This window comes from Amycolatopsis sp. NPDC021455, from assembly GCF_040640995.1.
Taxonomy (GTDB): domain Bacteria; phylum Actinomycetota; class Actinomycetes; order Mycobacteriales; family Pseudonocardiaceae; genus Amycolatopsis.
The window spans coordinates 1-24,624 of record NZ_JBFACT010000098.1 but is presented as its reverse complement, the minus strand read 5'-3'; the positions used below and the strand labels follow the sequence as shown (position 1 = coordinate 24,624).

Here is a 24,624-nt window from a genome sequence, read left to right as displayed (position 1 = left end):
CTCACCGGCCGAGTTGGCCGGTGGTGACGGTCGCGGCACTTAAAGTGTTCGCGTGACGACACCGGCCCAGCACGACCGCGACCTGGCGGAGGGACGCGTCGCCCGGCTCAAGCAGGACCTGCGCGACGGGCTGGCGACCCCGCCCGAAGACGTCGCGGCGATGGACGGGCTCGTCGCGACGGCCCACCGGCTGCTCGACGCGGAACTGGCGTTCGACGAGGCCAAGCACCGGCTCGCCCACGCCGAGCTCGAGTCCCGGCACGCGGCGACGCAGCGCGCGGTCGTGTACTTCGCGGCCGCACCCGTGCTGGTGCCGCTGGTCGCGGCGGCGCTGGTGCTGTTCGAGGTGCTTACGCCGCTGTGGCTGTTCGCGCTGGTCCCGCTGTTCGCCGCGGGGCTGTGGATCGGCTTCGGCCCGGTCCGCCGCGTCGCCGACGTCATCCGCGAGCGGCGGCGGGGCGCGTGGGCGGGCAGCGTCACGGCGGCGTTGCTGGTGCTGGCGCTGGTCCCGTGGCCGGCGGCCGCCGTCTTCACGAGCCTGACGGCGGTGGGCGTCGCGGGCACGTGCGCGCTGCTGTGGCGGGAAAGCCGGATCCCGTGAGCCACGGCTACGCGACCTACGGCGACGATCCGGAGTTTTCGCAGGACTACTACGCGGAGCCCGCCGAGCAGGCGCGCCGCGACCTCGACGAGCTGTTCGAGGCGGTCGACGGCCTGCGGGCGGCCGACGATCGCCTGGGGCAGGACGTCGCCGACCTGGCCGAGCGGCTCGAAACCGGCGGCGCACACCAGCAGCAGGACCGGCTCGACGTCCTCGGCAGACGGCTGGAACGGCTGCAGCAGCAGGTGCAGGCCCTGGAGCGCGCGGTCCGCGTGTCCGACGGCGTCCCGCAGGTGAACCTGGACGACGTCGGCGCGGAGACCCGGGCGCTCGCGGCCGAGGCGGCGCGCTGGGACGACCTCCACAAGGAGCTCGTCACGAAGGAGCAGCGGGCCCGGTACGCGGAGGAGATCGCGCACCTGGACTCGGTGCGGTCGGCGCTTTCGCAGTGCGACGGCGACCTGCTGGACGTCATCGGCGTGCTGGCGTCGACGGACCGAGCATCCCGGGCCCGCGGCGACGCGGAGTCGCGGCTGCGGGCGTTGACGACCCGGCGCCGGACGCTGCTGGACGAGGAAATCCCGGCGGCCGTCTCGGCGGCGGACCAGGCGAAGCTGGCGTTGCGCGAGGCGGACGCGGTCGAGGCCCGGGTGGTGCCGCAGCTGGAGCGGGCGGAACGCGCGTGGCACGACCTGCAGGTGCGGCTGCGGACGCGGATCACCGACGCGCTCGGGTCCAACGCCCTGCTCCCGGCGTGGTTCGGCCACGCACTGGGGGTGGCACCGCCGCCGGGCACGTCGGGCGACGCGTGGATCCGGACGGCGGCGTCGGTGCTGGCGTACCGGGTGACGTTCGGGGTGACCGACCAGGCGCTGCCGCTCGGGCCACCGGCCGGCGAGGGCGCGGACACCACGGAACGCCGCTGGACCTGGCGGGCGAGGCTGGAGTCCGATCTGGACGCACTGTCGGTCTAGCTTCGCGGCGGCCCACGGCGGGAGCGCCCGGGCGCGTGGTGGGCGATGTAGCCGGAAAGGACCTTCTCACCCGCCGGGAGCTTGGTCCGGCGCAGGAGCATGCGCAGGCCGATCAGGAACGCGACCCGGTCGGCGATCCGGGCGATGCCGTAGCCCAAGGCCAGCGCGAACGGGCCCGAACCGCCGGCGATCGCGGCCAGGGCGGCGGGATCCAAGCTCATCACCGGCTCCAGGTGTGAGGACGACGGGGTGTCCCTTGCCATCTTCCCCGGACGCCGGTCATAATTGCCATACCTTCTGACAAATTCTGACAGACTTTCCGGAGCAGGCGCGGATGCGGCTCACCGTGCTCTCGTCCGGGGCTGGGCCGGATCTGCGATGATCTGACGTAATCTGACGCGGGGCAGGAGGTGGCGACCGTGGCGGTCATCCGGAAGCCGGACGTGCCCGCGGGCCCGCACCGGCGGCTGGTCGACGCGCTCCACGACCTGTACCTCGGGGCGGGCGCGCCCAGCCTGCGCGAGATCGCGGAGCGTGGCGCGATCAGCCGCGACACCGCCCACCGGGTGTTGACGTCCCCGGTCGTTCCGACGTGGCCGGCCCTCGCGGCGGTCGTGACCGCGCTCGGCGGAGACTTCGAGCGGTTCCGGGCCTTCTGGGCGGAAGCCCGGCGGGGAGGCGCCCCGGCGCCGGCCGCGGCGGTCGCCGCGGTGGCGCCCGGCGGGGAGTCACCCCGGCGCCTGCTGGTCGTCGAAGACCACCCGCTCTACCGGGAAGCGCTGGTGCGGGCGATGTCCGACGCCGGGCACACGATCGTGGGCACCGCCTCGGACGGGGAAGCAGCCGTTTCGCTCGCGCTCGCCACCCGGCCCGAGGTGATCTTGATGGACAACTTCCTGCCCGGGCTGCAGGGGATCGACGCGGCCGCGCGGATCCGCTCGGCGGACCCGGACATCCGGATCCTGATCATCACCGCGGCCGCGACCGCCGACCTGACCTTGCGCGCCCTCCGAACCGGGGTGCAGGGCGTGCTGAGCAAGGACTCCGATGCCGCCGGCATCGACCGCGCCGTCCGGGCCGCGTGGCGGGGGGAGATCCAGGTGCCGGCGGGCTTCGACGCGGCTCCCGCCGCCGAGGGCCCGGCGACCGCCGGCCGGCCGTTCCTCACCCCCCAGGAGCGGCGGGTGCTCCAGCTGGTGGCGGACGGGAGCACGGACGCCGAGATCGCCGAGCGGCTCGCGCTCTCGCTGCGCACCGTTCGGTCCTACCTCGAACGCGTGCGGAGCAAGAGCGGCCTCCGCCGCCGTTCCGAGCTGGTGCGGTTCGCGGTCGAGACCGGGCTGGTGCCGCCGGCCGTCAGACGGCCGCCGGGCGGCGCAGGGCCTGCCGCCGGAGACGGTTGAACAGCTTCGCGTTGTTCAACGCGAACACTCCCACCGTGGCACCGTCGCGCTGCCAGGTCGCCACGAACGATGACGACGCGGGGTCGCCGTCCACGAACGAAAGCGTGTCGTCCGGACGGGGGTGGCCGGCCAGCTGCAACGTCCCCGAATACTGGTCCGACCAGACGTATCCGCTGGGTGTGTACGTGCGCGCGGTGTGCCCGGCCAGCAGGTTGGCCACCGCGACCGGCGCCTGTTCCGACGCGTTCGTCCAGTGCTCGTGCCGCCGTCCGCCGTAGCGGGCCACGTCCCCGACCGCCACCACCTGCGGCAGCGAAGTGACCAGCCCTTCGTCCGTGTGGACGCCGTTGCCGACCTTCAAACCCGAGCCCTCGAGCCACTCGGTCGACGGCGTCATCCCGACGCCCGTCACGACCACATCGGCCGGGACGACCGAACCGGACGCCAGCGAGACGCCGGCCGGGGAAAGGCCCGTGACCTGGACGCCGCAGCGCAGGTCCGTACCGTGGTCGAGGTGCAGCCGGGCGCAGACCTCCGACAGCGCAGGGCCCAGCACCGGCGCCAGCGGAGCGGTCAAAGCTTCCAGGACGACGACGTCGAGCCCCAGAGAACGGCAGGTCGAGGCCACCTCGGCGCCGATGAACCCGGCTCCGACGATCGCCACGCGGACCCCCGGGACCAAGGCGGCGCGCAATGCCAGTGCGTCGTCGATTGTCCGCAACACGAAAGCACCTTCGAAGCCCGGCAGCGTGCGCGCGCGGCCGCCGGTGGCGATGACGACGCCGTCCGCGTGCACCGAAGTGCCGTCCGACAGCAGCACGCGCCGGTTGGCCGGTTCCAGCGCCGTCGCCTCGACGCCGAGCCGGAAGTCGAGGGCCAGCGACGCCAGGTCACCGGCGTCGAGCAGGTCCAGCGACTCGCGCGAGGCCGTCCCGGCCAGGAAGCCCTTCGACAGCGGCGGCCGGTCGTAGGGCAGGTGCGCCTCCGCGCCGATCAGCACGATCCCGCCGTCGTACCCCTGCGCGCGCAGCTCCTGCGCCGCGCGGACCCCGGCGAGCGACGCGCCGACGACCGCGATGCGCTTCACGCGGCGTCCTCGTCGGCCACGCCCCGGACGTAGATGACGCCTTCGTCGACGACCACGGTGTACGTGCGCACCGGGTCCTTCGCCGGCAGGCACGTCGGCATGCCCGTGCGCAGGTCGAACAGCGCCGCGTGCAGCGGGCACTCGACGAAGCAGCCTTCGAGCCAGCCGTCGGCCAGGGAGGCGTCCTGGTGGGTGCACGTGTCGCCGATGGCGTACAGCTCGCCCTCCTCGGTGTGGAACACCGCGATGGCGGGCGGTCCGGGGAGCCGGACGGACTCGCCGGGGGGCAGCTCGTCCACCGTGCACGCGCGAATCATGACGCCTCCGGGAGAATGTTGCGCATGGGGGAACATCGACTGTGATACGCAACAAGTCTGAGTCCGGCGGAGAGCCGCGTCAAGGGGGTACGCTTCGGTAGTTTTCGTTGCCCGGTAACGGGTATCCCGGGCACGCCGAAGCGCCCGTACCGGGGATGGCGATACGGGCGCGACGACGCCGGAGGCTAGCTCTCCCCGTGCCGGTAGAACGGCAGCTTGATCGGGTCCAGCGGGGTGTTGCCGAGGATGAGGTCGGCCGCCTTCTCGGCGGTCATCATCACCGGCGCGTAGATGTTGCCGTTGGTCACGTAGGGCATGACCGACGCGTCGACCACGCGCAGGCCCTCGGTGCCGTGCACGCGCATGCTCTGCGGGTCGACGACGGACTTCTCGTCGACGCCCATCTTCGCGGTGCACGACGGGTGCAGCGCCGTCTCGGCGTCCTTGGCGACCCAGTCCAGGATCTCTTCGTCGGTTTCGACGGACGGCCCCGGCGAGATCTCCCCGCCGTTGTACGGGTCGAGCGCGGGCTGGTTGAGGATCTTCCGCGCCACCCGCACCGCCTCGACCCACTCCTTGCGGTCGGTCTCGGTCGACAGGTAGTTGAACTTGATGGCCGGGTGCTGCCGCGGGTCGGTCGAGGTGATCTTCACCGAGCCGCGGGTGTCGGCGTACATCGGGCCGACGTGCACCTGGTAGCCGTGCCCTTCCGTGGGTGCCGAACCGTCGTAGCGGATCGCCACCGGCAGGAAGTGGAACATCAGGTTCGGGTACTTCACCTCGTCGTTGGACCGGACGAACCCGCCGCCCTCGAAGTGGTTGGTCGCGGCCGGCCCGGACCGCAGGAACAGCCACTGCGCGCCGATGTAGGGCCGCTTCCACTTCGCCAGCGACGGCTGCATCGACACCGGCTGCTTGCAGGCGTACTGGATGTACACCTCCAGGTGGTCCTGCAGGTTCTCGCCGACGCCCGGCAGGTCCTTGACGACGTCGATGCCGAGCTTCTCCAGCTCCGCGGCGTTGCCGACGCCGGAGAGCTGCAGCAGCTGCGGGGTGTTGATCGCGCCGCCGCAGAGGATGATCTCCTTGCCGTACACCTCACCGGGCACCCCGCGGCCCTGCGCGTACTCCACGCCGACCGCCCGGGTGCCGTCGAAGAGGATCTGCGACACGAACGCGTGGGTCTTCACCGTGAGGTTGGGCCGGTGCATCACCGGGTGCAGGTAGGCGCCCGCGGCGGACAGCCGCCGTCCTTTCCGGACGTTCCGGTCGAACGCCGCGAAGCCCTCCTGCTTGTAGCCGTTGACGTCGTCGGTGCGCGGGTAGCCCGCCTGCTCGGCGGCGTCGAAGAAGGCGTTGAACAACGGGTTCGACGCCGGTCCGCGCTCCAGTTCCAACGGTCCGTCGTGGCCGCGCCACTGGCCGTCCGGCGGGTCGGCGAGGCAGTTTTCCATGCGCTGGAAGTACGGCAGGCAGTGCGCGTAGTCCCAAGTGGACATGCCGGGGTCGCTCGCCCAGCGTTCGTAGTCCATCGGGTTGCCGCGCTGGAAGATCATCCCGTTGATGCTGGACGACCCGCCGAGCACCTTGCCGCGCGCGTGGTAGATGCGACGGCGGTTCATGTACGGCTCGGGCTCGCTGCGGTAGCCCCAGTCGTAGAACTTCGACCCGATCGGGAACGTCAGCGCGGCCGGCATGTGGATGAAGACGTCCCACTTGTAGTCCGACCGGCCGGCTTCCAGGACGAGGACCTTGTTCGCCGGGTCGGCCGAGAGCCGGTTCGCCAGCGCGCAGCCCGCCGAGCCACCGCCGACGATGACGAAGTCGTAGGTTTCGGAACTCATGCGTCCTCCTAGCCGGGCAGGGAATCCGGCGCGTTGTCGGGCATGTGTTCGGGGCTCGTGTGCGCCGAGCCCCACGTGCGGCGCCGGACGTAGAGCATTATCGCGCCGATGATCACGATCAGCGCGGTGACGATCACCGCGCCCCACTGGAAGTACCAGTGGTCGGAGCCGTAGACCTCGGCCCGCGGCCAGATCAGGTTGATCGTCATGGCCGCGCCGTAGAGCACCGCGACCAGGTTCACCAGGGTGCCCCAGCGGCCCAGCTTGAAGTACGGGCCGTGCTCCGGGCGCGGCCAGTGCCCGCGCAGGCGGCGCACCAGCATCGGGCCGGTGACCATCAGGTAGGGGATGTAGAACAGGATGATCGCCGTCGAGGTCAGGATGAAGAACGCCCGCTGATTGCCGAGGTTGATCAGCAGCACGACGACGGTGAGGCCGCCGGTGAGCAGCGCGGGCAGCACCGGGGTCTTCGACCGCGGCGACACCTTCGCCATCGCGTTGCTGAACGGCAGGCGGCCGTCGCGGGCCATCGCCCACGTCATCCGGATGGCGGCGGTCTGCACGGCCAGGCAGCAGACGGTGATCGCGATCGCCGAGCAGATCAGGAACGCGTCGCCGAGCCCCTCGCCGAGGGTGCTCTTCAGCAGGTACGGCATGCCGGACGTGCTGAGCTCCTTGGCGCTCAGGTCGCCGACGGCCATCATGCCGAACAGCATGATCAGCCCGCCGACGATGAACGCCGCGGTGAGCGCCCGCAGGATCGCGCGCGGGGCGTGCCGCCGCGGGTTGGTGGTCTCCTCGGCCAGGGAGCCCGCGGTGTCGAAGCCGTAGAAGACGTACGCGCTCATCAGCGACGCCACCAGGAAGGCCCCGAGGTACCCGAACGACTGACCCTCGCCGGTGCCCGCGGTGTCGAAGACCAGGCCGGGGCCGCGTTTGATGTGGATGGCGAGCGCGATCACGAGCAGGATGCTCGCGCCCAGCTCGACGGCGACCCCGAAGTTGTTGATCTTCGCCATCAGCTTGACACCGATGATGTTGACGATCGTGGCGAACACCACCAGCACCAGGGCCAGGATGATGGCGTTCTGCGCGCCGCCCGGTGTCGACGTCAGGCCGGCGTCGTCGTCGCTGCCGACGATCTGGAACGCGGTCGACACCTGCGGCAGGATGATCTGGTAGGCGACCGCGACGGCCGCCGCCGTCACGATCGCGCCGATGATCATGATCCAGCCGGCCAGCCACGACGTCGCCGGTTTCGCGATCTGCTTGGCCCACTGGTACACCGAGCCGGCGAGCGGGAACTGCCCGGCCAGTTCGGCGAAGCACAGGGCGACGGCGGCCTGGCCGACGAAGACCAGCGGCCACGTCCAGATGAACGCCGGGCCCCCCGACCCGAAGCCGAAGAAGAAGAGCTGGAACACACCGGTCAGGATGGAGATGTAGCTGAACCCGGCGGCGAAGCTGGAGAACGACCCGAGCGAGCGCTCGAGTTCCTGGCGGTAGCCGAACTTCTCGAGTTCGGAGCTGTCGTCGGCAGCAGGCCCCCCGCCCGCCGGTATTTCCTGAGTGGTCATGGCATGCGTCCTCACGTGGTGGGGGAGGGGAATTCAGCCCTTGAACCAGTGCTGCGGAACGGGATCGATGTTCTGGTAGATGTGCTTGCTCTCCTGGTACTCGGCCAGCCCGGACGGCCCCAGTTCGCGGCCGATGCCCGATTTGCCGAAACCACCCCACTCCGCCTGCGGCAGGTAGGGGTGGTAGTCGTTGATCCACACGGTGCCGTGGCGCAGGGCCCCGGCGACCCGCTGGGCGCGGGACGCGTCCGACGTCCACACGGCTCCGGCGAGCCCGTACTCGGTGTCGTTGGCCAGCGCGATCGCGTCGGCCTCGTGCGCGAAACGTTCCACGGTGACGACCGGGCCGAAGACCTCTTCCCGGACGATCGCCATGTCCCGGGTGCAGCCGGAGAAAACGGTCGGGCGGAGGAAGAAACCGCTTTCGTACTCGGGTCCTTCGGGCCGTTTGCCGCCCGCTTCGAGCGTCGCGCCCTCGGCGAGAGCGCTTTCGATGTACCCCTCGACCTTCGCGCGGTGCTGGGCCGAGACGAGCGCGCCCGTCTCGGTGGCGGGGTCGAGCGGGTCGCCGACCCGGATCCGGTCGGCGCGCGCGGCGAGGTCCGCGACGAACCGGTCATGGATTCCATCTTGGACGATCAGCCGCGCGCCCGCCGAACAGACCTGTCCGGAATGGACGAACGCCGCCATCAGGGCGTAGTCGAGCGCGGTGTCGTAGTCGGCGTCGTCGAAGACCACGTTCGGGTTCTTGCCGCCGAGCTCGAGGGCGACGCGGCGGACGCCCTTCGCGGCGGCGGTCATGATCTTCTCGCCGGTCGCGTAGCCGCCGGTGAACGAGACGAGGTCGACGGCCGGGTGCTCGACCATGTTCGCGCCGACGCGGCCGTCGCCGAGCAGGAGGTTGACGACGCCGGCCGGCGTGCCGGCCTCCTCGAGGAGCGCGACCAGCTTGATCGTCGTCAGCGGGGTGACCTCGCTGGGTTTGAGCACCACGGTGTTGCCCGCGGCGAGGGCGGGCGCGACCTTCCACGACATCTGGAGCAGGGGGTAGTTCCAGGGCGCGATCAGGGCGCAGACGCCGACCGGTTCGTGCACGATCCGGCTGACGACGGTCGCGCTGCCCGCGTCGACCAGGCGTCCGGCGTCCTTGTCGGCGAGGTCGGCGTAGTAGCGGAAGACGTTCGTCACGTCGTCGATGTCGATGCGGCCCTCGCCGAGGGTCTTGCCGGTGTCCAGGCTTTCGGTGCGGGCCAGTTCCTCCCGGTCGCGGACCAGCAGGTCGGCGGTCTTGCGGAGGATTCGACTCCGTTCACCGGCGGTGGTCTGGCGCCACGGGCCCTCGTCGAAGGCCCGCCTCGCGGCTCTGACAGCGGCGTCGACCTCGGCTTTTCCGGCTTCGGCGACGGTCACGACGACCTCGCCGGTGGCCGGGTTCAGCACGTCGGAGCGCGTCCCGGTGGCCGCGTCCAACCAGATTCCGTCGATGTAGAGGTCCTTCACGGGCGCCCTTCCCGGATCGGTAGTGGCTGCTCGGTGGCTGGAGTGCGTACATTTGTACGCGAAGTGTGTACAGATGTCCACAAGGGGGCTCGATGGCCAAGGACGAACCCGGCGCGACGCGGCGCCGCGGTCCGAACGACCCCGAGCGGCGCGCGCGGATCGCCAAGGCGGCGATCGAGGTGGTCGCCCAGCGGGGGATCGACGGCGTCACACACCGGTCGGTCGCGGCGGCGGCGGGCGTGCCGCTCGGCTCGACGACCTACCACTTCGCGACGCTCGACGACCTCCTGGAAGTCGCCCTGCACGAGGCGGCCGAGAAGAACGTCCACGCGCTGAAGGAGTGGGAGTCCGCGCTCCCGCCCGACACGGACTTCGCCGCGGCACTCGCCGACCTGGTGATGGGCTACATCAACGAGCAGTACCGGGACACCGTGGTCGAGTACGACCTGTACGTCGCGGCCCTGCACCGGCCGGCGCTCCGCAAGGCGAGCGCGGCCTGGGACGACGCGCTCATCGCGTTCTTCGGCTCCCGCACCGACCCGCTCACCGGCCGTCTCCTGGCGGGCCTGTTCTGTGGCCTCCTGATGCAGGCGGCCCTGGCCGACCCCCGCCCCACCCGCGACGAGATAGAAACCCTCTTCCGCCGAGCCATCGACGGTCCCGCCACGTGACGGAAACGCCAACACACGTGATTGGGAGGTCGACACGCGTGATTGAAGGGTCGACACGGCGTGAGGGGGTGCCCGGGCCGTGTCGACCCTCTGATCACGCGTGTCGACTGTTCAATCACGCGAGTCGACCCGGCAATCACGCCGTGTGGGTGAAACGCCTGGGGGCGTTGAAAAAGGTGGGTTGACACGGGGTCCGGGCGGGAGTCACTCTGGTGCGGAGTGTGCAACTAGACGCGTTCTGCGCAACTACTCCCGTCCTGATCCGCGGAGAGGACCACGCCGGTGACCACAACCGATCTTCCGCCGAGCCTGCTCGCCACGCTGCCCGGCTCCTCCTACACCGATCCGGCGGTCTTCGCGCTGGAGCAGGCGAAGATCTTCGAGGCCGACTGGTTCTGCGCCGTGCGCAGCGCCGACCTGGCGACGCCCGGGGCGTTCGAGACCGTGCAGATCGGCAAGGAGAGCGTCCTCGTCTCGCGGGGGCGGGACGGGAAGCTCAACGCCTTCCTCAACGTCTGCCGCCACCGCGGCGCGCGGCTGTGCACGTCCGAAACCGGTACCGTCAAGCGCGCCTTCCAGTGCCCGTACCACGCCTGGACGTACGGGCTCGACGGCAAGCTCATCGCCGCCCCGAACCTCACCGGGATGCCGGACGTCGACCGCACCGAGTTCGGCCTCACCCGGCTCCACCTGCGCGAGTGGCTCGGGTACGCCTGGGTCTGCCTGGCCGGCGAGCCGCCGTCGTTCGAAGAAACCGTGGTCGGCGCGGTCACCGAACGCCTCGGAAGCGCCGAAGAGATCGACGCCTACGGCATCGACGGCCTCGCTCTCGGCAAGCGCATCGACTACGACGTGAAGGCGAACTGGAAACAGATCATCGAGAACTTCATGGAGTGCTACCACTGCGCGACGATCCACCCCGAGCTCACCGAGGTCCTCCCGGAGTTCGCCGACGGCTACGCCGCGCAGTACTACGTCGGCCACGGCGCCGAGTTCGGCGGCGACATCAAGGGCTTCACCGTCGACGGCAGCGAAGGCGTCGACCGGCTCCCGGGCGTCACCGAAGCCCAGGACCGCAAGTACTACGCCATCACCATCAAGCCCCAGGTCTTCGTCAACCTCGTCCCGGACCACGTGATCCTGCACCGGATGTTCCCCCTGGCCCCGGACCGGACGCTGGTCCGCTGCGACTGGCTCTACCTGCCCGAAGTCGTCGAGTCGGGGCGCGACCTCAGCAGGTCGGTGGAGCTGTTCCACCGCGTCAACCTGCAGGACTTCGAGGCCTGCGAACGCTGCCAGCTCGCCATGGACTCCCGCTCGTACGTCAACGGCGGGGTGCTCGTGCCCAGCGAGCACCACATCGCCGCGTTCCACGACTGGGTCCGCACGAAAACCGCGGTCTAGATCAACGCCCGGATGGCGGTCTCGAACCCGGTGACGTGCTCGAGCGTCAACGCGGCCGCCTTCTCGGCGTCGCCCTCGATGATCGCGGTGAGGAGCGGGACGTGCTCGTCGACGTGGCCGGCCATCCCGGACAGCCGGGGCACGAACACGCACCAGATCCGGGTCGCGAGGTTGTCGTACCGGATCAGCGTGTCCTCGAGGAACGGGTTGTGCACGCACCGGTAGATCGCCCGGTGCAGGGCGAGGTCGGTGCGCAGCAGCTCGGCGTTGTCCCCGCTCGGGACACCCGCGTCGAGCTGCGCGCGCAGCTCGGTCAGCGTGGCCCGGTCGGCGTCCGTGGCGCGCGAAGCCGCGGCCGCCGTCGCCATCGGCTCCAGCGTCCGCCGCACCTCGGAGATGTGCGCGAGGTCGGAGATGTTGACGTCGGTCGCGAACGTCCCGCGCCGCGGATACGCGACGACCAGGCGTTCGGACTCCAGCCGCTTCAGCGCCTCGCGGATCGGCGTCCGGCCCATGCCGAGCGCGGTGCCGAGCTCCTCCTCGTTGAGGGGCGAGCCCGGCGGGATGTCCAGCATGACCAGGCGATCCCGGACGAAGAGGTACGCCTGTTCGGCCAGGGATGGGGGATTGACCGGTGGATGCACGCCGCTTAGCCTACATCGACGATTGATATATCAGAAGTCGACCACGAAGGACGCGCGATGACCGCGACGATCGACCAGCACGTGCTCAACCGGTCCCTGGCCGACTACGACCCGGTGGTCGCCGAGGCGATCGGCGCGGAGCTGCACCGGCAGCAGTCGACGCTGGAGATGATCGCCTCCGAGAACTTCGCCCCGCTGAGTGTGCTCCAGGCCCAGGGCTCGGTGCTCACCAACAAGTACGCCGAGGGCTACCCGGGACGTCGCTACTACGGCGGCTGCGAGCACGTCGACGTCCTCGAACGGCTCGCCATCGACCGCGTCAAGGCGCTGTTCGGCGCGGAGTTCGCCAACGTCCAGCCGCACTCGGGCGCGCAGGCCAACGCCGCCGCCATGGCCGCGCTCCTCAAGCCCGGCGACAAGATCCTCGGCCTGTCGCTGGCCCACGGCGGCCACCTGACGCACGGCATGCGGATCAACTTCTCCGGCCTGCTCTACGACGTCGCCGCGTACGAAGTGTCCGAAAAGGACTACCGCGTCGACATGGCCGAGGTCGAGCGGCTGGCGAAGGAGCACCGGCCCCAGCTGATCATCGCCGGCTGGTCGGCCTACCCGCGTCAGCTCGACTTCGCCCGGTTCCGGGAGATCGCCGACGAGGTCGGCGCGTACCTGATGGTCGACATGGCGCACTTCGCCGGGCTGGTCGCCGCGGGCCTGCACCCGTCGCCGGTGCCGCACGCGCACGTCACGACGACCACCACGCACAAGACCCTCGGCGGCCCGCGCGGCGGCGTGGTGCTCACCCATGACCCGGCGCTGGCCAAGAAGGTCAACTCGGCCGTTTTCCCCGGTCAGCAGGGTGGGCCGCTCGAACACGTCATCGCGGCGAAGGCCGTCGCGTTCAAGATGGCGGCCGAGCCGGAATTCGTCGAACGCCAGCAGCGGACGCTCAGCGGCGCGAAGCTCCTGGCCGAACGGCTCCTGGACGGCGGGATCGATGTGCTGACCGGCGGCACCGACGTCCACCTCGTGCTGGCCGACCTGCGGAACTCCGAGCTGGACGGCAAGCAGGCCGAAGACCGGCTCCACGAGGTCGGCATCACCGTGAACCGCAACGCCATCCCGTTCGACCCACGCCCGCCGATGGTCACCTCCGGCCTGCGCATCGGCACGCCGGCCCTGGCCACGCGCGGCTTCGGCGACGCCGAGTTCCGCGAAGCCGGCGACGTCATCGCCGAAGCGCTGCGGCCTGGCTACGACGCCGGGAAGCTTCGCGCCCGCGTCACCGCCCTGGCCGAGCGGTTCCCGCTCTACTCGGAGGACGTGCGATGACCGACCTGCCGGAGCACCCGGACTTCCTCTGGGACAACCCCGAGCCTCGCAAGAACTACGACGTGATCGTGGTCGGCGGCGGCGGGCACGGCCTCGCCACCGCGTACTACCTGGCCAAACAGGGCATTACGAACATCGCCGTACTGGAGAAGGGCTGGCTCGCGGGCGGGAACATGGCCCGCAACACCACGATCATCCGCTCGAACTACCTCTGGGACGAGAGTTCCGGCATCTACGAGCACTCCCTCAAGCTGTGGGAAGGGCTCGAAGAGGACCTCGGCTACCCGATCCTGTTCAGCCAGCGCGGGGTGCTGAACCTGGCGCACAGCCTGCAGGACGTCCGCGACAGCGTCCGCCGCGTCGAGGCCAACAAGCTCAACGGCATCGACGCCGAGTGGGTGGACGCCGACGGCGTCAAGGAGATCTGCCCGATCGTCAACATCGCCCCGGACGTCCGCTACCCGGTTCTCGGCGCCACCTTCCAGCCGCGCGCGGGCATCGCGAAGCACGACTACGTGGCCTGGGGTTTCGCGCGGGCCGCGCACGAAATGGGCGTCGACCTCATCCAGAACTGCGAGGTCACCGGAATATCCACAGTGGACGGCCGGGTCACCGGCGTCGAGACGTCGAGGGGCCGGATCGCGGCGGGCAAGGTCGCGTTGTGCGCGGCCGGGCATACGTCCGTGCTCGCGAAGATGGTCGGGCTGGACCTGCCGTTGACCTCGCACCCGTTGCAGGCCCTCGTGTCGGAGCTGCTGGAGCCGATCCACCCGACGGTGGTCATGTCGAACGCCGTGCACGTCTACGTCTCCCAGGCGCACAAGGGCGAGCTCGTGATGGGCGCGGGCATCGACAGCTACAACGGCTACGGCCAGCGCGGCTCGTTCCACATCATCGAGCAGCAGATGGCGGCCGCGCTGGAGCTGTTCCCGGTGTTCGCGCGGGCGCACCTGCTGCGGACGTGGGCGGGGATCGTCGACACCAGCCCGGACGCCTCGCCGATCATCGGCCTGACCCCGGTGGAGAACCTGTTCCTCAACTGCGGCTGGGGGACCGGCGGGTTCAAGGCCACCCCCGGTGTCGGGGACGTCTTCGCGCAGACCATCGCGCGCGGCAAGCCGCACGAGTACGCCGAACCGTTCAGCCTGGACCGGTTCATCACCGGTGCCCTCGTCGACGAGCACGGCGCCGCCGCCGTCGCGCACTAGGAGTTTCGATGCAGCTGATCCCTTGCCCCTGGTGCGGGCCACGAGAGGAAGCCGAGTTCCACTACGGCGGCCAGGCGCACGTCGCCTACCCGTCGGATCCGTCGGCGCTGTCCGACGAGGAATGGGCGAAGTTCGTCTTCTTCCGCGAGAACCCGAGCGGCCCGTTCGCCGAGCGCTGGAGCCACTCCGCGGGGTGCCGCCGGTGGTTCAACGCCGTCCGCGACACCCGCACCCACGACCTCCTGGCGGTCTACCGCCTCGACGAGCCCAGGCCGGTGATCCCATGACCCGACTGTCCGGTGTCCCGCTCAAGTTCACCTTCGACGGCCGCGAGCTGACCGGTTACCTCGGCGACACCCTGGCTTCCGCGTTGCTGGCCAACGGCATCCACCGGGTCGCCACGAGCATCAAGTACGGGCGGCCGCGCGGCATCGTCGGCGCCGGCGTCGAGGACTCGAATGCCTTGGTGCAGATCGAAAAGCCGTTCCCGGAGCCGATGCTGTCCGCGACGACCGTCGAGTTGTACGACGGTCTAGAGGCGCGTGGCCTGCGTGGTCAAGGCCGCCTGGCCGCCGAGCCCGACCCGGCGCGGTACGACACGAAGCACGCCCACTGCGATGTCCTGGTCATCGGTGCCGGACCTGCCGGACGTGCCGCCGCTGCGGCGGCCGAAGGGCGAGTGCTCCTCGTCGACGACCAGCCCGACGGCGAAGCACCGGAGGGTGTCCGGTTCCTTTCGCGCACGACGGCGTTCGGCATTTACGACGACGGGTTCGTGCTCGCCCTGGAGCGCCGGGGCGAACCTGAGGCCCCTGAACGCATCTCGCGACAGCGGGTCTGGCGGATCCGCGCGAAGCGGATCGTCATCGCCGCCGGCGCCCACGAACGGCCGATCGTGTTCCCGGACAACGACCGCCCCGGCATCATGCTCGCTTCCGCCGCGCGCACGTACCTGAACCGGTACGGCGTCCTGGCCGGGCGGCGCGTGGTCGTGTTCACCACCAACGACTCCGCTTACGAGGCTGCCTCCGACTTGGCGGGGGCCGGGGCCGAGATCGTGCGGATCGTCGACGCCCGCGAGGGCTACGGCGTCATCGGCACCGACGGAGACGAGCACATCACGGCCGCCCACGTTGCGAAACTCGGCGAGATGCAGGGCGAGCGGGTGCCCTGTGACCTGCTGCTCGTCTCCGGTGGCTGGAACCCGGTCGTGCACCTCTACAGCCAGGCTCGCGGCACCCTCCGGTACTCGCCTGATCTGGGCGCGTATGTCCCCGACGGCGATCTGCCGAACGTGACCGTCGTCGGCGCGGCCGCGGGCGAAGGGCTACCGGAGAGCAAGGTGCTCTGGCAGGTCCCCGCCCCGGAGTCCGAAGTGGACACCCGGTTCGTCGACCAGCAGCGCGACGCGACCGTGTCGGACGTCCTGCGCGCGACCGGCGCGGGGTTGCGCTCGCTGGAGCACATCAAGCGCTACACGACCATCGGCACCGCCCACGACCAAGGCAAGACGTCCGGAATGCTCGCCGCGGGCATCACCGCCGAGGCCCTCGGCGTCGACCTCGCCGACCGCAAGCCGACGACGTTCCGCCCGCCGTACACCCCGGTGCCGTTCGCCGCGCTGGCCGGGCGGAACCGCGGTGACCTGCACGATCCCGTGCGTGTCACGACGATCCACCCGTGGCACGTCGAGCACGGTGCCGAGTTCGAGAACGTCGGCCAGTGGAAGCGGCCGTGGTACTACCCGCGGCCCGGCGAGTCGATGCACGACGCCGTCCGGCGCGAGTGCCGCGCCGCCCGCAACGACGTCGCCTGCATGGACGGGTCCACGTTGGGCAAGATCGACGTCCAGGGCCCGGACGCCGGCTGGTTCCTCGACATGCTCTACACGAACATGATGAGCACGCTGAAGGTGGGCCGGATCCGCTACGGCGTGATGTGCGGCGTCGACGGCATGGTGATCGACGACGGCACGGTCATCCGCGTCGCCGAGAACCGGTTCCTGGTCACCACGACGACCGGCAACGCGGCGAAGATCCTCGAGTGGATGGAGGAGTGGCTCCAGACGGAGTGGCCGCACCTGGAGGTCTACGCGACGTCGGTCACCGAGCACTGGGCGACGATCCCGCTGGTCGGACCGCGCTCCCGCGAGGTGCTGGGTCGCCTGGCGCCGAACCTCGACGTCTCCAACGAGGCCTTCGGGTTCATGACCTGGCAGGACGCCGAGGTCGCCGGCATCGCCGCCCGGGTCTGCCGGATCAGCTTCTCCGGCGAGCTGGCCTACGAGATCAACGTCCCGTCGTGGCACGGGCCCGCGCTCTGGCAGTCCATAGTGGACCAAGGAGTCACGCCGTACGGCACCGAGACCATGCACGTCCTGCGCGCCGAGAAGGGCTACCCGATCATCGGCCAGGACACCGACGGCACGGTCACCCCGCACGACCTCGGCCTGTCCTGGGCGGTATCCAAGAAGAAAGCCGACTTCATCGGCAAACGCTCCTTCGCCCGCGTCGAGAACAACCGGCCCGACCGCAAGCAATTCGTCGGCTTGCTGCCGCTCGATCCGTCGGTGCTGCTGCCGGAGGGCTCGCAGATCATCGAATCCGACGTCGTGCCCGAGCCACCGGTACGGATGCTCGGCCACGTCACCTCCAGCTACGACAGCGCCGCCCTCGGTCGCACCTTCGCGCTGGCGCTGGTGCGTTCGGGCCGCGAACGGATCGGCGAGACGCTCTACGTGCCCGTGGGCGACCAGGTGGTGCCCGTGACGGTGACCGAATCCGTGCTCTTCGACAAGGAAGGAGCCCGCCGTGACGGTTGACGCGGTCGAAGAACCGTTCCGCACCCAGCTCACCGTCCGCCTCCGGCAGGGCGACACGCTCCTCGGCGTCCCCTTGCCCGGCCCGTGCACGTTCACCAGCGGCAACGGGATCGACATCCTCTGGATGGGCCCCGACGAATACCTCGTCCTCGGTCTCGAGCTTTCACGTGAAAGCTCCGACCTGGAGGCCGAGCTTTCACGGGAAAGCTCGGTCTTGGCGGTGGTGGATGTGTCGGCGCAGCGCAACGTCTACCGGCTCACTGGAGTGCACGCGGCCGACGTGCTGGCCCACGGGTGCGCGATCGACCTGGAAGTGGCGCCGGTGGGGACGTGCGTGCAGACGCTGCTCGCGCGGACCGGGATCGTGCTGATGGTCCGGGAAGACGGCTTCACGGTCCTCGTACGACAGTCCTTTTCGGACTACTTCAGGGCCTGGCTGGCCGACGCGAGCCTGGAGTACGTCTCGTGACCTTCACCCTGACCCTCAAGTGCCCCGAACGCTCGGGCATCGTCCACGCCGTCACGACGTTCCTCGTCGGGCAGGGCTGCGACATCGTCGAGCACCAGCAGTTCGACGACGACGTCCGCGGCTCGCTGTTCCTCCGCACGTCCTTCACCCGCGCCGAACAGACCACGGTGGACGACCTCACCCGCGCGTTCGCCCCGGTGGCCGGCGACTTCGGCATGGAGTTCGAGTTCTCCGACGGCACCCCGCCGCGGATCCTGGTGATGGTCTCGAAGTTCGGGCACTGCCTCAACGACCTGCTCTTCCGGTGGCGCGCGGGCGGCCTCGGCGCCGAGATCGCCGTCGTCGTCTCCAACCACGAAGACCTGCGGCCGATGGCCGAGGCGGCGGGTGTGCCGTTCGTGCACGTGCCGGTCACGCCGGAGACCAAGCCGGAGGCGGAACAGCGGCTCCTGGACCTGGTCGGCGAGTACGAGGCCGACCTGGTCGTGCTCGCGCGGTACATGCAGGTGCTGTCCGACGCCCTCTGCCGGAAGCTCGAAGGCCGCGCGATCAACATCCACCACTCGTTCCTCCCCGGCTTCAAGGGCGCCAAGCCCTACCACCAGGCCTACGACCGCGGCGTCAAGTACGTCGGCGCGACCGCCCACTACGTCACCCCCGACCTCGACGAGGGCCCGATCATCGAGCAGGAGGTCCAGCGCGTCGACCACACGTACTCGCCGCGCGAGCTGGTGACCGTCGGCCGCGACGCCGAAGCTCTCGCCCTCTCCCGCGCGGTGCGCTGGCACTGCGAACGCCGCGTCCTGCTCAACGGCAACAGCACCGTCGTCTTCCGCTAAGGAGTTCCGCCATGACCGCACCGCGAGTGGTGATCATCGGCGCCGGCATCGTCGGCGCGAACCTGGCCGACGAGCTGACCGCCCGCGGCTGGACCGGCGTCACCGTGCTCGACCAGGGCCCGCTGCCGCGCACCGGCGGGTCGACGTCGCACGCGCCCGGCCTGGTCTTCCAGACCAACCCCGCCAAGACGATGACGGAGTTCGCGAAGTACACCGTCGGGAAGTTCCTGGGCCTGGGCTGCTTCAACCAGGTCGGCGGCATGGAGGTGGCGACCACGCCGGCCCGCTGGGAGGACCTCAAGCGCAAGCACGGCTGGGCGACGTCGTGGGGCGTGCCGGGTTCGCTCATCGACGCCGACGAGTGTGTCCGCCGCTGGCCGCTCCTGGACGGTTCGCGGATCTTCGGCGCGCTGCACGTCCCCACCGACGGGCTCGCGCGGGCGGCCAAGGCCGTCGAGGTGCTGATTTCGCGTTCCGCCGAGCGGGGCGCACGGTTCGTCGGGTCGACGAAGGTGACCGACGTGCTGCAGGAAGGCGGGCGCGTCACCGGCGTCCGCACCGATCAGGGTGACTTCCCGGCCGACGTCGTCGTGTCGTGCGCCGGGTTCTGGGGGCGCGAGATCGGCGCGATGGTGGGCATGGACGTCCCGCTGCTGCCGCTGGCCCACCAGTATGCCAAGACCGGGCAGGTCGCGGAACTCGTCGGGCGCAACACCGAAGAGGTCGAGGCGAGCCTGCCGATCCTGCGCCACCAGGACCAGGACCTGTACTTCCGCGAGCACGTCGACCGGCTCGGCATCGGCTCCTACGCGCACCGGCCGATGCCGGTCGACGAGTCCACTTTGGACCCGGCGGTGAGCGACACGGCCATGCCGTCGATGCTGCCGTTCACCGAGGACGACTTCGCGCCGTCGTGGGAGCAGAGCAAGCTGCTGCTGCCCGCGTTGCGGCAGACCAAGGTCGAGGAAGGCTTCAACGGCATCTTCTCCTTCACCCCGGACGGCCAGTCGCTGGTGGGGGAGTCGGCCGACGTCCGCGGGTTCTGGCTCGCCGAGGCGATCTGGGTGACGCACTCGGCGGGCATCGCGAAGGCGGTCGCCGAGCTGCTCGTCGACGGGCATTCCGAAGTGGACACGCACGACATCGACGTCCACCGCTTCGAAGAGGTCCAGCTCGCGCCGTCGTACGTGCACGAGACGGCGCAGCAGAACTTCGTCGAGGTCTACGACATCCTGCACCCGTTGCAGCCCAAGCTTTCCCCGCGCGACCTGCGGGTGACGCCGTTCCACGCGCGGCAACGCGAGCTGGGCGCGGTGTTCCTCGAGGCGGGTGGCTGGGAGCGGCCGCACTGGTTCGAGGCCAACGCGCCGCTGCTCAAGAAGCTGCCGCACGACTGGCTGCCACCCGCGCGGGACGCGTGGTCGGCGCAGTTCCACTCGCCCATCGCGGCGGCCGAGGCGTGGCACACGCGCAACGGCGTCGCGCTGTACGACATGACGCCGTTGAAGCGGGTCGAGATCAGCGGGCCGGGATCACTGGCGTTCCTGCAGTCACTGACCACGAACCAGCTGGACAAGTCGGTCGGGTCGGTCACCTACACGCTGATGCTGGACAACGCCGGGGGCGTCCGCAGCGACGTCACGGTCGCGCGGCTGGAGCCGGAGGTGTTCCAGGTCGGCATCAACGGCAACATCGACGTCGACCACTTCGTGAAGCACGCGCCTTCCGGTGTCCAGGTCCGCGACATCACCGGCGGGACCTGCTGCGTCGGGGTGTGGGGACCGCTGGCGCGTGACCTCGTGCAGCCGCTCAGCCGCGAGGACTTCTCGCACACGGGGCTGAAGTACTTCCGGGCGCGCAAGGCGCGGATCGCCGGGGTGCCGGTGACCGCGATGCGGCTGTCCTATGTGGGCGAACTGGGCTGGGAGATCTACACCAGCGCGGACAACGGCCTACGGTTGTGGGACGCGCTGTGGGCGGCCGGGCAGTCCCTGGGCGTCGTCGCGGCCGGGCGGGCGGCGTTCAACAGCCTGCGGCTGGAGAAGGGCTACCGGCTGTGGGGCACGGACATGACCACCGAACACGACCCGTACGAGGCCGGGCTGGCGTTCGCCGTGCGGCCGGCCAAGGGCCCCTTCCTCGGCCGGGACGCGATCGAGGGGCGAAGCGAAGAAACGGCGTCACGGCGGTTGCGGTGCCTGACCATCGACGACGGCCGCACGGTCGTGCTCGGCAAGGAACCGGTGTTCGTCGGCGGCGTCGCCGCGGGGTACGTCACCAGTGCCGCGTACGGGTACACCGTGGGCCGTCCGATCGCCTACGCGTGGCTGCCGGCGTCGGCGGACGTGGGCAGCAGCGTCGAGATCGAGTACTTCGGACGGCGGGTCGCGGCGACCGTGGCCGCCGAGCCGCTGGTCGACCCCGGCATGGAACGGATCCGGCGGTGATGCCGCCGGCGTAACATCGGTCACGTCAGGTCGGTCTCGGCGCCTCCACGGGTAATCCACAGCAAGTCCACGGAACCGGACAAGGAAATTCTCAGGATCGAGGCGTTTCCTGGTACGAGCCGGAGGCTTGTCGAGGGCTGGAGCTGTGCATGAGCGAGTACGACCGAGGACCGCGAGGCGGCGGCGAGTACCCGTACAGCTACGGCCAGGGCGGGTACTCGTCGGACTACTACGGCCAGAACGGGTATCCGCAGGACCACCAGGGCTACTACCAGCAGCAGTACGACCAGCCCCGTGACCAGTGGGGACGCCCGTACTCGCCGTACACGCAGCCCGGCTACGCCTACCCGCCGCCGCCCGCGTACGAGCCGCCGCCGCGCAAGCGTCACCCGTTCCGCGCGTTCACCGTCGCCGTGGTGGCGGTCGCGCTGGCGGTGGTCGCCGGGCTCGGGATCGGGCACCTGATCTCGGGGGCGAACGCGCCCACGGCGAGCGGCAACCAGAACTTCGGCTTCTCCGGGCAGCCCAGCGCGGCGAAGACGGTGCTCGACGTCGACGCCGTGTCGGCCAAGGTCAACCCGGCGATCGTCAACGTCAACACCGAGCTCGGCCTGCAGGGCGCGGCCGCGGCGGGCACCGGCATCGTGCTGACCGCGGACGGCGAGGTGCTCACCAACAACCACGTCGTCGCCGGCGCGACCAGCATCAAGGTCACCAGCATCGGCACCGGCAAGACGTACAAGGCCCAGGTGGTCGGGTACGACCGCAGCGAAGACGTCGCGGTCCTGCAGCTGCAGGGCGCGTCCGGGCTGCCGACGGCGACCATCGGCGACTCGTCGGCGGTCAAGGTCGGCGACCAGATCCTCGGCCTCGGCAACGCCGGCGGCCGCGGCGGCGACCCGGTGGCCGCCCCGGGGACCGTGACGGCGCTGGACCAGTCGATCACCGCCTCGGACGAGTCCAGCGGGTCGTCCGAGCAGCTCACCGGCCTGATCCAGGTCCGGGCGAACATCGAGTCGGGTGACTCCGGCGGCCCGCTCGTCAACGCGGACGCGCAGGTGATCGGCGTCGACACCGCCGCCTCCACCGGCTACCAGCTGAACGGGCGTCGCAGCGGTGGCGCCGGCCAGGGCTTCGCCATCCCGATCAACAAGGCGATCGACATCGCCCACCAGATCGTCGCGGGCACCGCGTCGGACAAGGTCCACATCGGCAAGACGGCGTTCATCGGCGTTTCGGTGTCGGACTCCCAGGGCCAGGGCGCCCAGATCCGCCAGGTCGTCCCGCGCGGGCCGGCCCAGCAGGCCGGGCTCGCGGCCGGGGACGTGATCACGGCCATCGACGGCAAGCCGATCGACTCGGCGACGACGTTGACGAACGTGATGGACACCCACCACCCGGGCGACCAGCTGACGCTGACGGTCACGGGTGCCTCCGGCGGCCGGCAAGTGCCGGTGAAGGCAATCGAGGGGCCGGTCGGCTGAGTCAGCGCAGGGTTTCGTTGAGCACTTCGCGGTGCGTCCGCTTCGCCGCGAGATAGCGCTCACGGCCGGCGTCGGTGAGGGAGACGAAGATGCCGCGCCGGTCCACCTCGCACAGCGCGCGCTCGACCAGACCCTCCTTCTCGAGGCGGGCGACCAGCCGTGACGTGGCACTCTGGCTGAGGTGGATGGCCTCGGTCAGGTCGGCCGACCGGCACTTGGAGTCGCCGGTCGCGACCCGCTCCAGGGCTTCGAACTCGTTCGCGCCGATCCCGTGGCGCTCCTGCAGGCGGCACTCGAGCTTGCTGAACACGGCCGAGTAGCGGGCCAGCAGTTCGTGCCACTCCTGGACCAGTTGTTTCTCGGCGACGTCGCTCACGGCGACCAACTTAGCATGCGCGGGCATCAGATGCAAACGCATTAAATGCGTGGACATTAGATGCGCGTGCATGTACTGTCGCCGGCATGAGCTCTTCCGTGTCCTTGTCCACCACCTCAACCCGGTGGGACGCACGTCTCTGGGGTGTCCTGCTCACCGTTTCGATCGTCATCGGCCTCGACGCGCTCGACGTGTCGATGGTCGGGGTCGCGCTCCCCTCGATCCAGGCCGACCTCGGCCTGTCCACCAGCGCGCTGCAATGGGTCGTCAGCGGGTACGTGCTCGGCTACGGCGGGCTGCTGCTGCTCGGGGGGCGCACCGCCGACCTGCTCGGCCGCCGCCGCGTGTTCCTGGTCGCCGTCGCGGTGTTCGCGCTGGCCTCGCTGCTCGGCGGGCTCGTCGACGACGGCGCGCTGCTCATCGCGAGCCGGTTCATCAAGGGCCTGGCCGCGGCCTTCACCGCGCCGGCCGCGTTGTCCATCATCACCACGACGTTCCAGGAGGGCCCGGCCCGCAACAAGGCGATCAGCATCTTCGCCGTGTTCGGGGCGAGCGGCTACTCCGCCGGGCTCGTGTTCTCCGGCCTGCTGACCGAGGTCGGCTGGCGCTGGACGTTCCTGCTGCCCGCGCCGATCGCGCTGGTCGCGCTGGTGGCGGCGTGGAAGCTGATCCCGTCGTACCGCGCCGAACAGGGCGGCGGCTACGACTTCCCGGGCGCCATCACCGGCGCGGCCGGCTCGCTCCTGCTGGTGTTCGGCGTGGTCGAGGCACCGAAGGTCGGCTGGGCCTCGGCGCGGACGCTGATCACGTTCGCCGTCGCGCTGGCCTTGCTGGTGACGTTCGTGGTCATCGAGAAGCGCAGCCGCCACCCGCTGCTGCGGCTGGGCATCCTCCGTTCGGGCCCGCTGGCCCGCGCCAACCTCGGCGGCGCGCTGTTCTTCGGCGCGTACATCGGGTTCCAGTTCGTCGTGATGCTGTACCTGCAGCGGGTGCTGGGCTGGTCGGCGCTGCAGACGGCGCTGGGCTTCCTGCCGGCGGCGTTGATCGTGGCGTTCGGTTCCCCGCGCATCGAGCCGCTGATCGACCGGGTGGGCACGCCCCGCACGATCTTCGCGGGCGTGGTCGCGCACGTCATCGGCTACGCGCTGTTCCTGCGCATCGACGAGCACTCGGGCTACGCGGGCAGCGTCCTGCCGAGCATGATCCTGCTCGGCATCGGCTTCACGCTGGCGTTCTCGTCGCTCAACATCCAGGCCACGGCGGGCATCGCGGACGACGAGCAGGGCCTGGCGGGCGGTCTGCTGAACACGTCCCTGCAGGTCGGCGGCGCGATCGGGCTCGCGGTGGTGACGGCGGTCCTGACCGCCAACGGCGGCCGTGAGGCCTCGCCGGCCGCGCTGCTGACCGGGTTGACCCCGGCGTTGAGCGTGGTCACCGGCATCGCGGTGCTGGGCCTGCTGATCGCGATCAGTGGTCTGGTGGCCCGGAAGCGGACGGCCGAGGAACCGGTCGTCGAAGAGGACCTGCTCGCGCTCGCCGACTGACGCAAGCGCCCCAATGTGGCGTTGGTTGCGTCCAACGCACCCAATGTGGCGTTGGGGGGGGGAGAAGCACCCAACACCACAATGG

The 24,624-nt window shown here is 70.3% G+C and carries 22 protein-coding genes; 14 read left to right on the top strand and 8 right to left on the bottom strand.

Going from position 1 to position 24,624, the window contains the following annotated elements:
- Positions 1–52: 52 nt before the first annotated feature.
- Positions 53–601, top strand: coding sequence for a hypothetical protein (locus AB0G28_RS45960; protein ID WP_361104779.1), 549 nt, complete (start codon positions 53–55; stop codon positions 599–601).
- Entirely contained in the window at positions 598–1,575 is a 978-nt protein-coding gene (locus tag AB0G28_RS45955; protein ID WP_361104776.1) for a hypothetical protein, read from the top strand. The genes AB0G28_RS45960 and AB0G28_RS45955 overlap by 4 nt, the downstream gene beginning before the upstream one ends.
- Here the strand turns inward: AB0G28_RS45955 and AB0G28_RS45950 are convergent.
- Entirely contained in the window at positions 1,572–1,796 is a 225-nt protein-coding gene (locus tag AB0G28_RS45950) for a hypothetical protein (RefSeq protein WP_361104773.1), read from the bottom strand. The genes AB0G28_RS45955 and AB0G28_RS45950 overlap by 4 nt on opposite strands.
- Positions 1,797–1,994: 198 nt before the next feature.
- Here AB0G28_RS45950 and AB0G28_RS45945 point away from each other — a divergent pair, with 198 nt between their 5' ends.
- Positions 1,995–2,978: a response regulator transcription factor gene (locus AB0G28_RS45945; protein WP_361104770.1), complete on the top strand. Its 984-nt coding sequence runs from the start codon at positions 1,995–1,997 to the stop codon at positions 2,976–2,978.
- Here the strand turns inward: AB0G28_RS45945 and AB0G28_RS45940 are convergent.
- From AB0G28_RS45940 to AB0G28_RS45920, 5 genes are all read right to left on the bottom strand, one after another.
- Positions 2,932–4,065, bottom strand: coding sequence for an FAD-dependent oxidoreductase (locus tag AB0G28_RS45940; RefSeq protein ID WP_361104767.1), 1,134 nt, complete (start codon positions 4,063–4,065; stop codon positions 2,932–2,934). The genes AB0G28_RS45945 and AB0G28_RS45940 overlap by 47 nt on opposite strands.
- A complete protein-coding gene (locus AB0G28_RS45935) occupies positions 4,062–4,382 on the bottom strand; it encodes a bifunctional 3-phenylpropionate/cinnamic acid dioxygenase ferredoxin subunit (RefSeq protein WP_361104765.1) in 321 nt (106 codons plus the stop codon). Before AB0G28_RS45935 ends, AB0G28_RS45940 begins: the two co-directional genes overlap by 4 nt.
- 185 nt (positions 4,383–4,567) lie before the next feature.
- A complete protein-coding gene (betA, locus tag AB0G28_RS45930; protein WP_361104762.1) occupies positions 4,568–6,226 on the bottom strand; it encodes a choline dehydrogenase in 1,659 nt (552 codons plus the stop codon).
- An 8-nt stretch (positions 6,227–6,234) separates the two neighbouring features.
- A complete protein-coding gene (locus tag AB0G28_RS45925; protein ID WP_361104759.1) occupies positions 6,235–7,803 on the bottom strand; it encodes an amino acid permease in 1,569 nt (522 codons plus the stop codon).
- A gap of 33 nt (positions 7,804–7,836) precedes the next feature.
- Positions 7,837–9,303, bottom strand: coding sequence for an aldehyde dehydrogenase family protein (locus tag AB0G28_RS45920; protein WP_361104756.1), 1,467 nt, complete (start codon positions 9,301–9,303; stop codon positions 7,837–7,839).
- 92 nt (positions 9,304–9,395) lie between these two features.
- Between AB0G28_RS45920 and AB0G28_RS45915 the strand changes: the two genes are divergently transcribed.
- Together AB0G28_RS45915 and AB0G28_RS45910 are read left to right on the top strand one after the other, a co-directional pair.
- Positions 9,396–9,974 carry a TetR family transcriptional regulator gene (locus AB0G28_RS45915; protein ID WP_361104754.1) on the top strand — a complete coding sequence of 193 codons (579 nt, stop codon included), beginning with the start codon at positions 9,396–9,398 and terminating at the stop codon, positions 9,972–9,974.
- A gap of 282 nt (positions 9,975–10,256) precedes the next feature.
- On the top strand, positions 10,257–11,378 hold the full coding sequence (locus AB0G28_RS45910; RefSeq protein ID WP_361104751.1) for an aromatic ring-hydroxylating dioxygenase subunit alpha: 1,122 nt from the start codon (positions 10,257–10,259) through the stop codon (positions 11,376–11,378).
- On the opposite strand, the gene AB0G28_RS45905 is transcribed toward AB0G28_RS45910, so the two are convergent.
- Complete coding sequence (locus tag AB0G28_RS45905) at positions 11,375–12,022, bottom strand: GntR family transcriptional regulator (protein WP_361104748.1); 648 nt, start codon at positions 12,020–12,022, stop codon at positions 11,375–11,377. The two genes, AB0G28_RS45910 and AB0G28_RS45905, sit on opposite strands and share 4 nt — an antisense overlap.
- Before the next feature lie 57 nt (positions 12,023–12,079).
- Between AB0G28_RS45905 and glyA the strand changes: the two genes are divergently transcribed.
- The 8 genes from glyA (at position 12,080) to AB0G28_RS45865 (ending at position 22,619) form a co-directional block, all read left to right on the top strand.
- Positions 12,080–13,351 (top strand): serine hydroxymethyltransferase, encoded by a 1,272-nt coding sequence (gene glyA, locus AB0G28_RS45900; RefSeq protein WP_361104745.1) that lies wholly within the window; start codon positions 12,080–12,082, stop codon positions 13,349–13,351.
- Positions 13,348–14,559, top strand: coding sequence for a sarcosine oxidase subunit beta family protein (locus tag AB0G28_RS45895; RefSeq protein WP_361104742.1), 1,212 nt, complete (start codon positions 13,348–13,350; stop codon positions 14,557–14,559). The genes glyA and AB0G28_RS45895 overlap by 4 nt, the downstream gene beginning before the upstream one ends.
- Positions 14,560–14,567: 8 nt before the next feature.
- Positions 14,568–14,846: a sarcosine oxidase subunit delta gene (locus AB0G28_RS45890; RefSeq protein ID WP_361104740.1), complete on the top strand. Its 279-nt coding sequence runs from the start codon at positions 14,568–14,570 to the stop codon at positions 14,844–14,846.
- Positions 14,843–17,380, top strand: a complete 2,538-nt coding sequence (locus tag AB0G28_RS45885; protein ID WP_361104737.1) for a 2Fe-2S iron-sulfur cluster-binding protein — start codon at positions 14,843–14,845, stop codon at positions 17,378–17,380. Before AB0G28_RS45890 ends, AB0G28_RS45885 begins: the two co-directional genes overlap by 4 nt.
- Entirely contained in the window at positions 17,370–17,849 is a 480-nt protein-coding gene (locus AB0G28_RS45880; RefSeq protein WP_361104735.1) for a sarcosine oxidase subunit gamma family protein, read from the top strand. The genes AB0G28_RS45885 and AB0G28_RS45880 overlap by 11 nt, the downstream gene beginning before the upstream one ends.
- Entirely contained in the window at positions 17,846–18,688 is an 843-nt protein-coding gene (gene purU, locus AB0G28_RS45875; protein WP_361104732.1) for a formyltetrahydrofolate deformylase, read from the top strand. Before AB0G28_RS45880 ends, purU begins: the two co-directional genes overlap by 4 nt.
- A gap of 11 nt (positions 18,689–18,699) precedes the next feature.
- Complete coding sequence (locus AB0G28_RS45870; RefSeq protein WP_361104729.1) at positions 18,700–21,135, top strand: FAD-dependent oxidoreductase; 2,436 nt, start codon at positions 18,700–18,702, stop codon at positions 21,133–21,135.
- 149 nt (positions 21,136–21,284) lie between these two features.
- Positions 21,285–22,619: a trypsin-like peptidase domain-containing protein gene (locus tag AB0G28_RS45865; protein WP_361104726.1), complete on the top strand. Its 1,335-nt coding sequence runs from the start codon at positions 21,285–21,287 to the stop codon at positions 22,617–22,619.
- Between the two features lies 1 nt (position 22,620).
- Here AB0G28_RS45865 and AB0G28_RS45860 read toward each other — a convergent pair whose 3' ends face one another.
- Entirely contained in the window at positions 22,621–22,995 is a 375-nt protein-coding gene (locus tag AB0G28_RS45860; protein WP_361104723.1) for a MarR family transcriptional regulator, read from the bottom strand.
- Between the two features lie 86 nt (positions 22,996–23,081).
- Here AB0G28_RS45860 and AB0G28_RS45855 point away from each other — a divergent pair, with 86 nt between their 5' ends.
- Positions 23,082–24,539 (top strand): MFS transporter, encoded by a 1,458-nt coding sequence (locus tag AB0G28_RS45855; protein WP_361104720.1) that lies wholly within the window; start codon positions 23,082–23,084, stop codon positions 24,537–24,539.
- Positions 24,540–24,624 lie beyond the last annotated feature (85 nt).

Excerpts from the sequence above, each read along its gene's own strand:
- AB0G28_RS45925 (WP_361104759.1), bottom strand. The coding sequence starts at position 7,803 with ATGACCACTCAGGAAATACCGGCGGGCGGGGGGCCTGCTGCCGACGAC.
- AB0G28_RS45950 (WP_361104773.1), bottom strand. The coding sequence starts at position 1,796 with ATGAGCTTGGATCCCGCCGCCCTGGCCGCGATCGCCGGCGGTTCGGGC.
- AB0G28_RS45895 (WP_361104742.1), top strand. The coding sequence starts at position 13,348 with ATGACCGACCTGCCGGAGCACCCGGACTTCCTCTGGGACAACCCCGAG.
- AB0G28_RS45855 (WP_361104720.1), top strand. The coding sequence starts at position 23,082 with ATGAGCTCTTCCGTGTCCTTGTCCACCACCTCAACCCGGTGGGACGCA.
- AB0G28_RS45915 (WP_361104754.1), top strand. The coding sequence starts at position 9,396 with ATGGCCAAGGACGAACCCGGCGCGACGCGGCGCCGCGGTCCGAACGAC.
- AB0G28_RS45870 (WP_361104729.1), top strand. The coding sequence starts at position 18,700 with ATGACCGCACCGCGAGTGGTGATCATCGGCGCCGGCATCGTCGGCGCG.
- glyA (WP_361104745.1), top strand. The coding sequence starts at position 12,080 with ATGACCGCGACGATCGACCAGCACGTGCTCAACCGGTCCCTGGCCGAC.
- AB0G28_RS45865 (WP_361104726.1), top strand. The coding sequence starts at position 21,285 with ATGAGCGAGTACGACCGAGGACCGCGAGGCGGCGGCGAGTACCCGTAC.
- AB0G28_RS45885 (WP_361104737.1), top strand. The coding sequence starts at position 14,843 with ATGACCCGACTGTCCGGTGTCCCGCTCAAGTTCACCTTCGACGGCCGC.
- AB0G28_RS45935 (WP_361104765.1), bottom strand. The coding sequence starts at position 4,382 with ATGATTCGCGCGTGCACGGTGGACGAGCTGCCCCCCGGCGAGTCCGTC.
- betA (WP_361104762.1), bottom strand. The coding sequence starts at position 6,226 with ATGAGTTCCGAAACCTACGACTTCGTCATCGTCGGCGGTGGCTCGGCG.
- AB0G28_RS45890 (WP_361104740.1), top strand. The coding sequence starts at position 14,568 with ATGCAGCTGATCCCTTGCCCCTGGTGCGGGCCACGAGAGGAAGCCGAG.